This is a genomic window from Arthrobacter sp. SE2 (genome assembly GCF_058244265.1).
Window position 1 is genome coordinate 247,663 of the sequence record NZ_JBZAYA010000004.1, and the last position, 12,997, is coordinate 260,659.

13 protein-coding genes are annotated in these 12,997 nt (G+C 65.8%); 2 read left to right on the top strand and 11 right to left on the bottom strand.

Going from position 1 to position 12,997, the window contains the following annotated elements:
* Positions 1–89 precede the first annotated feature (89 nt).
* Positions 90–563, top strand: a complete 474-nt coding sequence (locus tag AC4CS3_RS07950) for a MarR family winged helix-turn-helix transcriptional regulator (protein WP_441412676.1) — start codon at positions 90–92, stop codon at positions 561–563.
* Here AC4CS3_RS07950 and AC4CS3_RS07955 read toward each other — a convergent pair.
* The 10 genes from AC4CS3_RS07955 to AC4CS3_RS08000 form a co-directional block, all read right to left on the bottom strand.
* Positions 560–814, bottom strand: a complete 255-nt coding sequence (locus tag AC4CS3_RS07955; protein WP_490782948.1) for a hypothetical protein — start codon at positions 812–814, stop codon at positions 560–562. The two genes, AC4CS3_RS07950 and AC4CS3_RS07955, sit on opposite strands and share 4 nt — an antisense overlap.
* A 197-nt stretch (positions 815–1,011) precedes the next feature.
* Complete coding sequence (locus AC4CS3_RS07960) at positions 1,012–1,797, bottom strand: SRPBCC family protein (RefSeq protein ID WP_490782949.1); 786 nt, start codon at positions 1,795–1,797, stop codon at positions 1,012–1,014.
* Between the two features lie 21 nt (positions 1,798–1,818).
* Positions 1,819–2,673 carry an FAD binding domain-containing protein gene (locus AC4CS3_RS07965; RefSeq protein ID WP_490782950.1) on the bottom strand — a complete coding sequence of 285 codons (855 nt, stop codon included), beginning with the start codon at positions 2,671–2,673 and terminating at the stop codon, positions 1,819–1,821.
* Entirely contained in the window at positions 2,670–5,039 is a 2,370-nt protein-coding gene (locus AC4CS3_RS07970; RefSeq protein ID WP_490782951.1) for a xanthine dehydrogenase family protein molybdopterin-binding subunit, read from the bottom strand. Before AC4CS3_RS07970 ends, AC4CS3_RS07965 begins: the two co-directional genes overlap by 4 nt.
* Entirely contained in the window at positions 5,036–5,566 is a 531-nt protein-coding gene (locus AC4CS3_RS07975; RefSeq protein WP_490782952.1) for a (2Fe-2S)-binding protein, read from the bottom strand. Before AC4CS3_RS07975 ends, AC4CS3_RS07970 begins: the two co-directional genes overlap by 4 nt.
* A gap of 90 nt (positions 5,567–5,656) precedes the next feature.
* Positions 5,657–6,823, bottom strand: coding sequence for an XdhC family protein (locus AC4CS3_RS07980; RefSeq protein ID WP_490782953.1), 1,167 nt, complete (start codon positions 6,821–6,823; stop codon positions 5,657–5,659).
* On the bottom strand, positions 6,816–7,961 hold the full coding sequence (locus tag AC4CS3_RS07985) for a vWA domain-containing protein (protein WP_490782954.1): 1,146 nt from the start codon (positions 7,959–7,961) through the stop codon (positions 6,816–6,818). Before AC4CS3_RS07985 ends, AC4CS3_RS07980 begins: the two co-directional genes overlap by 8 nt.
* A gap of 4 nt (positions 7,962–7,965) precedes the next feature.
* Positions 7,966–8,862, bottom strand: coding sequence for an AAA family ATPase (locus AC4CS3_RS07990; RefSeq protein WP_490782955.1), 897 nt, complete (start codon positions 8,860–8,862; stop codon positions 7,966–7,968).
* A 43-nt stretch (positions 8,863–8,905) separates the two neighbouring features.
* Positions 8,906–9,940, bottom strand: a complete 1,035-nt coding sequence (gene moaA / locus AC4CS3_RS07995) for a GTP 3',8-cyclase MoaA (protein WP_441412685.1) — start codon at positions 9,938–9,940, stop codon at positions 8,906–8,908.
* A gap of 109 nt (positions 9,941–10,049) precedes the next feature.
* Positions 10,050–10,736, bottom strand: a complete 687-nt coding sequence (locus AC4CS3_RS08000; protein ID WP_441412686.1) for a DUF2848 domain-containing protein — start codon at positions 10,734–10,736, stop codon at positions 10,050–10,052.
* A gap of 147 nt (positions 10,737–10,883) precedes the next feature.
* Here AC4CS3_RS08000 and AC4CS3_RS08005 point away from each other — a divergent pair, with 147 nt between their 5' ends.
* Entirely contained in the window at positions 10,884–12,281 is a 1,398-nt protein-coding gene (locus AC4CS3_RS08005; RefSeq protein WP_490782956.1) for an MFS transporter, read from the top strand.
* Between the two features lie 58 nt (positions 12,282–12,339).
* Here AC4CS3_RS08005 and AC4CS3_RS08010 read toward each other — a convergent pair whose 3' ends face one another.
* Positions 12,340–12,996, bottom strand: a complete 657-nt coding sequence (locus AC4CS3_RS08010; protein ID WP_490782957.1) for a GntR family transcriptional regulator — start codon at positions 12,994–12,996, stop codon at positions 12,340–12,342.
* Position 12,997: the final 1 nt, after the last annotated feature.

Consider the following 12,997-nt stretch of genomic DNA (forward strand, 5'->3'; position numbering starts at 1 on the left):
CGAACGCTGCGTCCGTCTTCACAGGTGACCCCCGCAGGATTAGTTACCCCCAACCTCCGCAAAATCCCCTCACGGCTACAATGAGACATATGCCGGACATCGAGCGTTGGCCCACCGGAAGGTTGCTGTCTACAGCGGCCCGGCTGGTGGAACACGCTTGGGACGAGAATCTCAGGGCGATCGGCCTCACCCACGCCGGCGTGATCGCGCTGGAGGTTCTTGCAGCCACTGGCCCCATCACCCAGACCACACTGGCGCAGATCGTGCGCGTGCAGGCCCAAACGATGGGGCAGACCCTCAGCAGGCTCGAGGCCCACGGGCACGTTAGCCGCCGTCGAAGTTCCGAGGACCGCCGGGTACACGTCGTTTCGCTGACCGATGCCGGCAGGGACGCACTTGAGCGGGCGGCGGAATCGGAACGGCAGGTCCTCGCCCAGGTGTCGATCGATACGTCGATGTTCAGGCAGGAACTGAAAACAGTCGTGCGCGAGCTGGCAGACCGGCAAGCACCAGAGGGAGACAGCGCCAGCGCCCCTCTTGCCTCCGCGGCACTGGAAGACTAGTCCGAGGAAACGTCGACGGCGGTCCGCTCATCGGGCGTTGGATCCCCAACGCGAGCGGACCGCTGGCCGCGCGCAGCCAACTCATCCAGAACCGCGTCGTACCAGGACTTGACCCCGAACTCAGGCTTCCCGACGTCGAGCAGCCTGAAGAGGGCGTCGGCCAAAAAGTTGAGCTCCGCAACAGACAACTTCGCAAGCCCCTGGATTGGGTCCAGTTCGCCCTCCAGACATGCGGTGAGTAGCGCGTTCACAGCGCGGCTCCGCGCGCGGGGGCAGCCACGAAAGAAGAGCTGGAAGAGCGGGGAGTCCGGCGGGTCATGGGGTCGCTCCATGGAAAGAGTTCCGAGGGCCGCTGCATAACCCACCCTGATGATATCGACACGCCGAGGCGCGCGGCAAGCGCGCCGCGCTGCCCAAAACCAGCATCAATACAGCCCAAATAGCGCGTTCAGTCTCGTCCACGTCGCCGGACAAGCCAAGCCACCAAGATCACGGCAGCGGCGGCGCAAAGCACGGGGCCGAAACGACGAACCAGCACCGGCCACACGGCCGAGCCCAGATCCAATTCCGACGACGGCGCGGACGGCGGCGCAGTTCCGACTGCGGCCGCAGGCACGGGCGACGCCGGGGGCCCGGCCATCGGCGCTGCAGGACCCGCGGCGGGGGGTCCGACGGCGGCGGGCCCGGCCGCAGTCGCGGCAGCAGGCTCCCCGGGCTCCGTTGCCCCAGCCGTCCCGGACGCTGCCGACGCAGCCGAGCCTCCGGCGTCGGGCTCGGTATCGCTCGGAGCCCCGCCGCCCGCCTTCCCGATCACGCACTGGACAAACTGCTCCAGCAACTTGTCGGAGATGTCCTGGATGACGCCCCGGCCGAATTGGGCCGGTTTCCCGGTGACGTTCATGTCGGTGGTCACGTCCACGGAGGTGCCGTCGCCCTCGGGCGTCAGCACTGCCGTCACGGTGGCGCCAGCCGTGCCGTTGCCGCGTTTGTCCTTCCCGGTGGCCGAGATGACCACCGTATGCGTCTCCTGGTTGCGCTCGAGGAATTCACCGGTGCCGGTGTAGATCATCGCGATCGGCCCGAGCTTGACCTTGACCGTCCCAGTGAATTCCTCGCCGCTGACGGACGTGAGGGTCGCCCCTGGGAAACAGGGCGCGATGTCTTCCAGCTGGTTGAAGGAATGCCAGGTGTCCTCCAGCGAACTGGGAACCACGAAGTGATGTTTGAGTTCCACGTCTCCCTCCGCCCGTTTCCGCTAGAGCCCGGCGGCCGCGATGACGGCCCGCTTGGTCAGGACCCCGGCCAGGTGGCGGCGGTAGGCCGCGTCCCCGTTGAGGTCGCTGGCAGGATCGGTCCCCTCGGCAGCGTGTGCGCTCGCGGTGGCGATCGCTTCCCGGGTCAGCGGGGCCCCCGCGAGTGCCTGTTCGACGGCGGTCGCCCGCAATGGCGTGCTGGCCATGTTGGTCAGGCCGATCCTGGCCTCGGCGATGGCGCCGCCTTCCACCCGGACCATCGCGGCCACAGAGACGATGGACCACTGCTGGGCCGCGCGGGTGAATTTCTGATAGTGCGCGCCCCACCCGGTGTACTTCGGCACCCGAATATGGGTGAGGATCTCGCCGTCGTCGACGGCGGTAGTGAAGTACCCCTGGAAGAAATCCGCCGCTGCCACCCGGCGTTCCCCGTTCGGACCTGCCAGGATGAACGTCGCGTCCGCGGCCAGCACCGGCGCGGGCATGTCGCCCGCCGGGTCGGCGTGCACCAGAGCGCCGCCGAACGTGCCGCGGTGGCGGACCTGCGGATCCGCGACCGTCGCCGCGGCCTTGGCCAGCAAGGGCACGTGCTGGGCAATAAGCGGGTCGGTGGCGATCTGGTGGTGCGTTGTCATCGCTCCGATCAGCAGAGCATCGCCGTCGTCGCGGACCCCGGACAGCTCGCCGATCCGGCCCAAGTCGACCACCATGGCCGGGTCGGCCAGGCGCAGCTTCATCACGGGGATCAGGCTTTGGCCTCCGGCCAGCAGCTTCACGTCGTCGCCGGCGTCGGCTAGTACGCTCAGCGCCTCCGCCACCGTAGCCGGAGCGGCGTAATCGAATGCGCTCGGAATCATTGCACACCTCCTGTCGTCTTGGCTTCTTCAAGGGCGGCCCACACGCGCGACGGCGTACAGGGCATCTTGATGTCCTTCACTCCAAGGTGCCTTACCGCGTCCAGCACGCCGTTGACAATGGCGGGCGTCGAGGCGATGGTTCCCGCCTCACCGACTCCCTTGGCCCCCAGTTGGTTGGTGGTCGAAGGGGTCTCGGTACGCGCCGTCGTGAAGTGCGGCAGGTCCGGCGCACTGGGCACCAGGTAGTCCACGAACGAGCCCGTGACCAGGGTCCCGGCGTCGTCGTGCACGGCCTCCTCATAGAGGGCCTGCGCGATTCCCTGCGCCAGGCCGCCGTGGACCTGGCCCTCCACAATCAGCGGATTGACCACCACCCCGACGTCGTCCACGCAAACGTACTTGCGGATAGTGACCTGCCCGGTCTCGGTGTCCACTTCCATGGCGGCCAGATGGGTGCCGTGCGGGAAGGAGAAGCTCTGCGGATCGAAGGTGGCATCCGAGTCCAGATTGGGCTCAAACCCTTCTGGCAGGTTGTGCGCCGAGAAGGCGGCGAAGGCGACTTCACCGAATGCCGTGGACTGATCAGTGCCCTTCACGCTGAACTTGCCGTCCGTGAACTCGATGTCCTCTTCGCTGGCCTCCATCATGTGCGCCGCCAGAACCTTGGCCTTCTCGATCACCTTGTCCGCAGCGGCCAGCACCGCCATGCCACCGACGGTCAGCGAGCGGGAGCCGTAGGTGTCCAGGCCGCGCTGGGAGACCTGGGTATCACCATGCAGCACTTCGACATTTTCGAACGGCACGCCGAGCCTGTCCGCCACGAGCTGGCTCCACGCGGTTTCGTGACCCTGACCGTGGGGGGATGTGCCCGTGACCACCTCGACGTTGCCGGTGGGCAGCACACGCACCTGGGCATGCTCCCAGCCGCCGGCCGCGTAACTGAGCGCGCCAAGCACGCGGGACGGAGCCAGGCCGCACATTTCCGTGAACGTGGAGATGCCGATACCGAGTTGGACCGGATCGTTGGCCTCGCGGCGCCTCGCCTGCTCAGCCCGTAGCTCGTCGTAGCCAAAGAGCTCCAGCGCCTTCGCCGTGGCCGCCTCGTAGTTGCCGCTGTCGTATTCGAGCCCCGTGACAGTGGTGAAGGGGAATTCCTCGTGCTTGATCCAGTTCTTTTTGCGCACTTCCAGGGGGTCCATGCCCAGTTCGACGGCGAGTTCATCCATCAAGCGCTCGATAGCGAAGGTTGCTTCCGGCCGGCCTGCGCCCCGGTAAGCGCCCGTCCACGCCTTGTTGGTGAAGAGGTTGTTGCACTCCAGTCGGTACGCCGGGAACTTGTAGATGGCGTTGTACATGAACGCGCCCAGGATCGGGACTCCCGAGCCGATAATGCCCAGGTAGGCGCCCATGTCCGCCAGCAGCTGGATGTCCAGCCCGGTGACAATCCCGTCCTTCGTCGCCGCGAGCTTCACCTTCTGCACTTGGGCCCGGCCGTGATGCCCGGACTGAAGCGATTCGCTGCGGGTTTCAGTGTACTTGCAGGGCTTGCCGACCCGTCGCGCTGCCATGAGGGTGATGAATTCCTCCGGGATCACCGTCAGTTTTCCGCCAAAACCGCCGCCCACGTCGGGGGCGATCACACGCAGCTTGCTTTCCGGGATTCCCAGCGTCAATGCCAGAATCAGCCGCAGGATATGGGGTATCTGCGTGGACGACCACATGGTGATTTGCTCACTCGTGGGGTCAACCACGATCGAGCGCGGTTCCATGAAAGCCGGGATGAGGCGCTGTTGATAAAAGGTGCGTTCGATGAGCACCTCGGCGTTCGCCAACGCCTCGGCGATCGGCTTGCCTGTGCCTGCCTCGCCCGAGTCAAACACCCACGTCGCCGACAGATTGGACTCCAAGCTGGAGTGGGCGAGCACCTTGTCCGTAAACGCCTCCTCCAGATCCAGGACCACCGGAAGTTCTTCGTAGCTGACGTCCACGAGTTCGACGGCGTCCCGCGCCGCTGCGGCGCTGCGGGCAACGATGCAGGCCACTACCTCGCCGGCAAAGGCCACCTCGTCGACGGCGATCGATGGGAACGCGGGCGCCTTCTGCTCGGCGGTAACGGGCCAGACGTTCGGCAGGCTGCCCTGTTCCGCGGCCACGTCGGATCCGGTAAGCACGGCGACGACGCCGGGCGAAGACTTCGCTGCGGACGCGTCGATCGACGTGATCGTCGCATGGGCGAACGGGCTGCGGACCATGGCCAAATGGAGCATGCCGGGCAGCGTCATGTTGTCGGTGTACCTGGAGCGTCCAGTGATGAGGTGGGCATCTTCCTTGCGGAGGCGGGGCCTGCCGATTTCGGCGATGGTCATGCCACACCTGCCGTTTCCGTCTGGTCGCTGTCTGCGGGCACGGTGCTGTCGGAAGAAACGGTTCCGTCAGCCGCGGCCTGCACCGCGGCAACGATGTTCTGGTACCCCGTGCACCGGCAAAGGTTCCCCTCAAGGCCGTCCCGGATTTCCTGCTCGGTGGGGTGTGGGTTTTCGGCGAGAAGGGATGCCGATTGCATGATCATGCCGGGTGTGCAGAAGCCGCATTGCAGCGCATGGCATTGGTGGAAGGCTTGCTGCAGCGGGGCGAGCTTGCCGTCCCGGGCCAGGCCTTCGATGGTGGTGACGTTGTGGCCGTCTGCCTGAACCGCGAACATGGTGCAGGATTTGACGCTGACTCCGTCCAGATGGACGGTGCAGGCGCCGCAGTTGGTAGTGTCGCAGCCGATCAATGTGCCGGTCTTGCCGAGCCGTTCGCGCAGGTATTGGACCAGCAGCAATCGTGGCTCGACATTGTCTGTGTAGCTCACATCATCGACTTCGACGGTGATCGTCTTGGAACTCGCCATTGGGATCTCCTGTCGCGTTGGAGACGAGCACGGCTGCCCGGCATCCAGTCCTGATGTGACACAGGTTACTCCTCGGAGGAGGCGAGCGCCCTAGCTCGGATTGAGTTCGTACCCCGCATCTTCGTGGTCCGCTTCAACCGTGGGTTCGTGGTGGATCCGGGCCTCCATGGTGCTCAATCTTCCGCCAGCGCCACCCCAGTGCAGGGCAATGATTTCGGCGGCGATGGAGACTGCTGTTTCCTCCGGGGTGCGGGACCCTAGGTCCAGGCCGATCGGGCTGGAGAGCCTGGCCAATTCGGCCTCGGTCAGGCCCGCTTCGCGCAGCCGTTCCAGCCGATCGTGGTGCGTTCGCCGGGATCCCATCGCTCCCACATAGGCCACGTTGTGGCGCAGCGCCAACTCCAGCAGTGGCACGTCGAATTTCGGATCGTGGGTCAGTACGCAGATCACGGTGCGTTCATCCACTTGGCCGGCACTGATCTGCGCCTGCAGGTAGCGGTGCGGCCATTCCACCACTACCTCGTCCGCCTGGGGGAACCGGGCAGCTGTTGCGAAAACCGCGCGCGCGTCGCAGACCGTGACCCGGTAGCCCAGAAAAGTGCCTTGTTTCGCGACGGCGGCGGCGAAGTCAATCGCGCCGAACACCAGCATCCGCGGCTGCGGGGCGAAACTGAGGGCGAAAACGCGCATGCCCTCCCCGCGCCGCTGCCCGTCCGGTCCGTACATGAGCGTGGCGTTGCGGCCTGCGGCCAGCAGGCCCTGGACGTCGTCGGATACAGCATGATCGGCACGCTCGCTGCCCAGTGAGCCGACAAAACCATCAGGGCGGACCACCAGGTGGCGGCCCAGCCAGGCCGGATCGGGGTGTTCGATCACGGTGACTATGGCAACCGGGCTGCCAGCACCGACGTCGTCCGCTACCTGCGGCAATTCCGGGAAGATCTCGGTAGAGACCGGCTCCACAAAAATGTCCAGGATCCCGCCGCAGGTCAGGCCGACCTCGAACGCCGCGTCGTCACTGATGCCGTAGCGCTGGAGCACTGGCCGGCCGGACTCGACCACCTTGGTGGCCAGTTCGTAGAGCGCTCCTTCGACGCACCCGCCGGACACCGAGCCGACCGCGCTGCCGTCTGCGTCGACCATCATGGCGGCCCCGGCCGGCCGCGGTGCGGAGCGGAAGGTGCGCACTACCGTTCCGAGTCCGACTGTGTGGCCGGCCGCCATGGCGGCGACCAGATCTTCCAAGACCTCACGCATTGGCAACCACGTCCAACAACTCCTCGAAACTCTGCATTGAGTGCCCCCCTATAAAGGAGTCAACGTGCGGCAGCACCGCTCTGATTCCCCGTTGCAGGGGCTCGTACCCCGCCTTGCCGCGGTGCGGATTGGACCAAATGATCCGCCTCGCCAGATGGTGCAGCCGCTCGGCCTGGCGTCCCAGCAGTGCAGGGTCGCCCCGCTCCCAGCCATCGCTGGCAATCACGACGACGGCGCCACGCACCATCACGCGCTGGCCCCAGCGGTCGTTGAACGCTTGCAGCACCTCTCCAAGCCGGGTTCCCCCGGACCAGTCGGGGACAGTGCGGCCGGCGAGGGCCAGGGCATTGTCCGGGTCCGGCACCCGCAGTGCGCCTGTCACACGGGTCAGGCGGGTGCCAATGGTGAACACCTCCACCTGGCGCGGAGCGGCTTCCACTACCCGGTGGGCCAAGCGCAGCAGGCTGTCCGCGTAGGGTGCCATCGAGCCCGAGACGTCGATCAACCAGACCATCCGGCGGGTTTTGCGCGGAGCCCGGGCGCGGCGCAGCGGCCCCGGTTCCCCGCCGCGGCGAAGTTGGTCGCGCAAGGTCCGTACGCGGTCGACGTCGCCGTGCCTGTCGAGGTGTTTGCGCCGGGTCTGCCGGGTGGGCAAGCGCACCGGCAGCTCCTCGAACATCCGGTGTAGGAGCGCCCGTTCGGCGTTGTCCAGGACGGCTACGTCGCGGTGCCGCAGCAGCTCACGGCGGCTGGCGAGTGCCCGCAACTGTTCCCGCCCAGCTTCCGTGCCGCCGTCGTTGTCGTCCAAAGCGGCGGCGCTGACGGACGTCGCCGAGGTTTCCAAGTGTTGCGCGGCGGAATGTTCCACGGCGAACCAGGCCTCAAACGTCCGCTGGTAGGCGGGCAAATCCTCCGGCGAGGCGCAGAGCGTGGCGCGGCCGGCCCAGAACACGTCCGAGCGGCGGTCCAGCGCGAGCCTGCCAACGGCGTCGACGAAGCTGCGCGAGCGGTCCGCGGTCACTTTCACGCCTGCCGCGCGTACCGCGGCAGCAAAGGCCAGGAGGATTTCTTCGGCGCTGTGCCCGGCGCTGTGGCCAGTACTCTGGCCTGCCGGGGGGCTCCCTCCTTCGAGTGGCATGGGCTCAGCCGAGCATCCGGGCCAGGGCCGCCGAGACCCGCTCGGTGTCTTCGCGGTACTTGCACAGCGCGCCGATGCTGGCCGCGGCCGAGGCCAGGTCAAGCTCGGCCCGGCCGAGCTGGTGCAGCGCGCGGGCCCAGTCCAGGGTTTCGGCCACGCCGGGAGGTTTGAGCACGTCGTCGGTGACCCGGATCTGCTGGACCGCGCGCACTACCTGCTCGGCGAGCAGCGCTGGCACCTGGGGGAGCCGGGTGCGCACAATTTCCACTTCGCGGGCCAGCCCGGGGTGGTCGATCCAGTGATAGAGGCACCGGCGTTTGAGCGCATCGTGCAGGTCGCGGGTCCGGTTGGAGGTGAGCACTACAATCGGCGGGGTGTCGGCCTTGACCGTGCCGAACTCGGGAATGGAGACCTGGTACGTGGAGAGCACTTCCAGCAGGAACGCCTCGAACTCGTCGTCTGCGCGGTCGATTTCGTCGATCAGCAGCACGGCCGGGCTTTGCTGCAATGCCTTAAGGATGGGCCGGGCCAGCAGGAACCGTTTGTCGTAGAGCGAGCTTTCCAGCTCGGCCACGCTTAATCCCGCGCTCATTCCCGCGCCGCTGCTGGCCTCCACGCTGCGCAGGTGCAGGATCTGGGCGGTGAAGTCCCAGTCATACAACGCCTGCGAGGCGTCGATTCCTTCGTAGCACTGCAGGCGGATCAGCGGCAGCCCGAACCCGTCCGCCAGGGCCTCGGCGAGGGAGGTCTTGCCGGTGCCCGGTTCGCCCTCCAGAAGCAGCGGCCGTTCCATGCTCAGGGCGAGGTAGCCAATGGTGGCCAGGCCCTCGTCGGCGAGGTAGCCGGTGGCGGCCAGCATTTCGGCCAGCGCTGTCGCGGAGCTTATCGACGTCTGCGTCATGGCACCAGCATAGGGTCACTGGCTCGGAGGCGGTCTGCTTGGGCTATCCGCCGATGTACGACATCTCGATCTTGTGGGCGCTGCGGTTGGCCGTGTGTGAACTGCGCAGTTCCGAGTAGCGGTCCGTACGGCCGCCCCACAGGGCGGACAACGCCGTCGAAAGCTCGACGTCGGACGCGCCGCCCCTCAGGAGGGCCCTTAGGTCAGTGCCGGTTGTGGCGAAGAGGCACGTGAACAACTTCCCGTCGGCAGATAGCCTGGCCCGGGTGCAGCCGCGGCAAAAGGCTTGGGTCACGCTGGAAATGACTCCGATTTCGCCGCTGCCGTCCGCGTAGCGCCAGCGATCCGAGGTCTCGCCGGGGTAGTTGGGCGCCACGGGCTCCAGCGGGAACACCGCGCCGATGCGGGCCAGGATCTCGGCGGAGGGCACCACTTCATCCATTTTCCAGCCGTTGGACGCACCCACGTCCATGTATTCGATGAACCGCAGAATGAACCCGGATCCCTTGAAATGGCTCGCCATGGGAAGAATGTCCTGGTCGTTCGTGCCGCGCTTGACCACCATGTTGATCTTCACCGGCCCCAGTCCGGCGGCCTGGGCAACGTCTGCGGCGTGAAGGACCTTCGCTACGGGATAGCCGACGTCGTTCATGGCCTGGAAGGTCTCCTCCCGGAGGGAGTCGAGCGAGACCGTCACCCGGTTCAGCCCGGCATCCTTGAGGGCCTGCGCCTTCTGCGCCAGGACCGAGCCGTTCGTGGTCATGGCCAGGTCCGGTGCCAGCCCGTCGGGGGTGCGCAACCGGGCCAGCATCCGGACCAATTCCTCGATGTCCTTCCGCAGAAGGGGTTCCCCGCCGGTCAGCCGAATCTTGCGCACCCCGTGCCCCACCGCGATCGACGCCAGCCGGGTGATTTCCTCAAACGTCAGCAGCTGATCCCGGGGCATGAAAACGAAATCCCGCCCGAAGATCTCCTTGGGCATGCAGTACACGCAACGGAAATTGCATCGGTCCGTGACGGAAATCCGCAGGTCCCTCAGGGGCCGGTGGAAGGTGTCGGTGATGGAATTGGCGTCCATGCAGCGCCCTCTCAACGCGGTAGTAGTGCCAACCGCTTGTGCCTCTCCCAGCGTATGCCCGGTCCCGGGCGCCCACAATGGAGGAGGCTGAACGACGGCGGAGCCGGACTCAGCCGATGGGCTCCGCCATCCGCTCCACAACATACTGTGCGTCCACCGACGTGCCGGTCACCGGATCGCTCATTTCCACTTTCCAGCTGCGGGCAAATTGGTCAACTCCATGCTTCATTGCCACTGTGCCTGAAATGAGGACCGTGCCCGGCTGGTTCAGGCCGCGCTCCGCCAGGACCTGGAGCCAGTAGTCAGGGCTGAGGAGCGCCTCCAACGAGCTGTCCTGGATAAGGGTGTCCGGCGTTTCGCCGTCGCCCACCCAGCCCTTGAGCGTGATCTTGTCCAAATGGTCGCGGACATCATCCAGGCGCCAGGCTTTGCGCCCCAACACGTCCGGGCTGGCGTTCTTGCTCCAAGCCACCCCGTGGACCTCGAGTTCGCGGTCGGTGTGGTCGCACGCCACGGTCAGGAGCACGTCCTCGTCAGTGATCACCAGAGCCCATTCGGCTTCACCCGAGGTCCTGCCGTGCTGGACGCGGACTTCCGAAACCTGCTGGGCCAAGTATGGCGACACGGGGTACAGCGCCGGCGTGGTCGCGGGGCCGGGAACGCCAAGTTCGGCCAGTTCGGCGATGTGGGCCTGCACTTCTTCCTGCTCGCGCCCCGCGTAACCGGCGTTCAGGAGGTGCTTGACCTGGACGTTCCTCGTGGTGCCATCGGGAAGCTCAAAGCTCAGAGTCGTCATTTTCTGTCCATCCTTTGCGTGTCCTGCTGGAGAAATTTTTCAGATCGGAAACCGGAAACAGTCGCCAATGTACATCCAGTATGCGTAATGTATACATTTAACGCCAGTGTGGCAGGCGTCACCGTAAACTTCTCGTGGAGGAAACCCATGGCCAACGTTCCAGTTCCGGCTTCCAGCGCAGCGCCGCGTCCGGGAAAGCCGATGCATCCCAAGGGCCTGTATAAGGCCTTTGCAGCAAGCCTCACCGGCACCGCGCTCGAGTGGTACGACTTTGCTGTCTACTCCGCCGCGGCCGCCGTCGTATTCCCCATCGTCTTTTTCCCGTCATCGGATCCCTTGACCGGGACCATCCTGGCGTTCTCCACCTATGCCGTGGGCTATGTGTCCCGTCCCGTTGGGGGCATCATTTTCGGACGGCTCGGTGACCGCATCGGCCGCAAGAAGGTGCTGGTGACAACGCTGATGATCATCGGCGTCGCCACCGTACTGATCGGGGTGCTGCCTGGTTACGGCAGCATCGGCATCTCGGCCCCGATCATCTTGGTATTGCTGCGCTTCGCCCAGGGCGTGGGCGTCGGTGGCGAATGGGGCGGCGCAGTGCTGCTCTCCAGCGAGTACGGCGATCCCCATAGGCGCGGGTTCTGGGCTTCCGCGGCCCAAGTCGGACCGCCGGCCGGCAACCTCCTGGCCAACGGCACGCTGGCCGTCCTGACCGTTACCCTCAGTGAAGCGCAGTTCATCAGCTTTGGCTGGCGCGTCGCATTCCTGGTCTCGGCCGTGCTGGTCGGGTTCGGCCTTTGGATTCGGCTGAAGCTTGAAGATACCCCGATATTCAAGGCCATCGAGGCGCACGGTGAGCAGCCCAACGCTCCGGTCCGTGAAGTCTTCAGCAAGGAACTCCGGCCGCTCGTCGCCGCCACCCTGTGCCGGGTAGGCCCGGACGTGCTCTACGCCCTGTTCACCGTCTTCACCCTGAGCTACGGGATCCAGACGCTTGGCTATGACCGCAGCCAGGTCCTCACTGCCGTATTGATCGGCTCGGCGTTCCAGCTCTTCATGATCCCGCTGGCCGGAGCCGTCTCCGACCGCTTCAACCGGCGCCTCGTCTACGGGATTGCGGCAGTGGTTGGAGCCGTCTGGACTTTCGTCTTCTTCGGCATCCTGGGCGGGCACAGCGAGCCACTGCTGATCGTGGGAATCGTCCTGGGTCTAATGGCGCACTCCTTCATGTACGGACCGCAGGCCGCCTTCATCGTGGAACAGTTCTCCCCGAGGCTGCGGTCCACCGGAAGTTCGCTGGCCTACACCTTTGCCGGCGTGATCGGGGGCGCCATTGCACGTTTGATGTTCACGCTGTTGCTATCCCAGTTCGGCACCTGGATTCCGGTTGCCATCTATGTGGCCCTAGCCGCAGTCGTCACCGTAGTCGGCTTGGCGCTCGGCCGGGACTCCAACACCGTGGAGGATGAGGACTACCGTCTGCTGCTCGAAGGATCTGCGGCAGGAATCCGACCGTCCGCCGTCGCGGAAACGCGCCGGCGCTGACCATCCGGAGGAGTCGTGAGGATCTCGGCGAGCTGCGCTGGTGGGGGCGAAAGCCGTCTCAGGTCCGGAGCAGTATGTCCCGGGTCACCGCGAGGTGATGGTCAATGGCTTTCTGGGCCGTAGCCGCGTCGCCGGACATCAGGGCGTCGAGTATGTCCTGATGTTCTGCGCACACCTGCTCGCGCCGGCCTCCGGTACGGAACAGCGCGGAGACTCCCACCAAAATTTGCCGGACGTGGAGCTTGCTGTACGTCCGGGAAATGAGCTCGTTGCCCGCCGCGTCGATGAGCTGCTGGTGGAACAGGGTGTCCAGACGGATAAACTCACGGGCCGCTTCCGGGCTCAGTTCCTCGGGAAGCTTTGCCTGCTGGTCAAGGGTTTCCTGCATCGTCCCGGCGGGGACACGTCCCTGCTCGATGACCAAGCGGGCGGCGTGGCTTTCGAGGATCCCGCGCAGTTCCATCAATTCGGACATTTCCCGGCCGGTCACCGGGGGAACGTAAGCTCCGCGCTGGGGAATCAGTTCCACCAAGCCGTCCGAGACCAGCAGCAAGAGCGCCTCACGCACCGGCGTGCGCGATACGCCGATTTCCGCGGCCAGTTCCTGCTCATTCAGGAACTTCCCCTGCACCTCGGGGTCGATCAGGATATTTTCACGCAGGTACGCGTACGCCTTCTCGCGGCCGGACGCCGCAGTCCCCGAACTTTTTCGCATA

Excerpts from the sequence above, each read along its gene's own strand:
- AC4CS3_RS07950 (WP_441412676.1), top strand. The coding sequence starts at position 90 with ATGCCGGACATCGAGCGTTGGCCCACCGGAAGGTTGCTGTCTACAGCG.
- AC4CS3_RS07965 (WP_490782950.1), bottom strand. The coding sequence starts at position 2,673 with ATGATTCCGAGCGCATTCGATTACGCCGCTCCGGCTACGGTGGCGGAG.
- AC4CS3_RS07970 (WP_490782951.1), bottom strand. The coding sequence starts at position 5,039 with ATGACCATCGCCGAAATCGGCAGGCCCCGCCTCCGCAAGGAAGATGCC.
- AC4CS3_RS07975 (WP_490782952.1), bottom strand. The coding sequence starts at position 5,566 with ATGGCGAGTTCCAAGACGATCACCGTCGAAGTCGATGATGTGAGCTAC.
- AC4CS3_RS07980 (WP_490782953.1), bottom strand. The coding sequence starts at position 6,823 with ATGCGTGAGGTCTTGGAAGATCTGGTCGCCGCCATGGCGGCCGGCCAC.
- AC4CS3_RS07985 (WP_490782954.1), bottom strand. The coding sequence starts at position 7,961 with ATGCCACTCGAAGGAGGGAGCCCCCCGGCAGGCCAGAGTACTGGCCAC.
- AC4CS3_RS07990 (WP_490782955.1), bottom strand. The coding sequence starts at position 8,862 with ATGACGCAGACGTCGATAAGCTCCGCGACAGCGCTGGCCGAAATGCTG.
- moaA (WP_441412685.1), bottom strand. The coding sequence starts at position 9,940 with ATGGACGCCAATTCCATCACCGACACCTTCCACCGGCCCCTGAGGGAC.
- AC4CS3_RS08000 (WP_441412686.1), bottom strand. The coding sequence starts at position 10,736 with ATGACGACTCTGAGCTTTGAGCTTCCCGATGGCACCACGAGGAACGTC.
- AC4CS3_RS08005 (WP_490782956.1), top strand. The coding sequence starts at position 10,884 with ATGGCCAACGTTCCAGTTCCGGCTTCCAGCGCAGCGCCGCGTCCGGGA.
- AC4CS3_RS08010 (WP_490782957.1), bottom strand. The coding sequence starts at position 12,996 with ATGCGAAAAAGTTCGGGGACTGCGGCGTCCGGCCGCGAGAAGGCGTAC.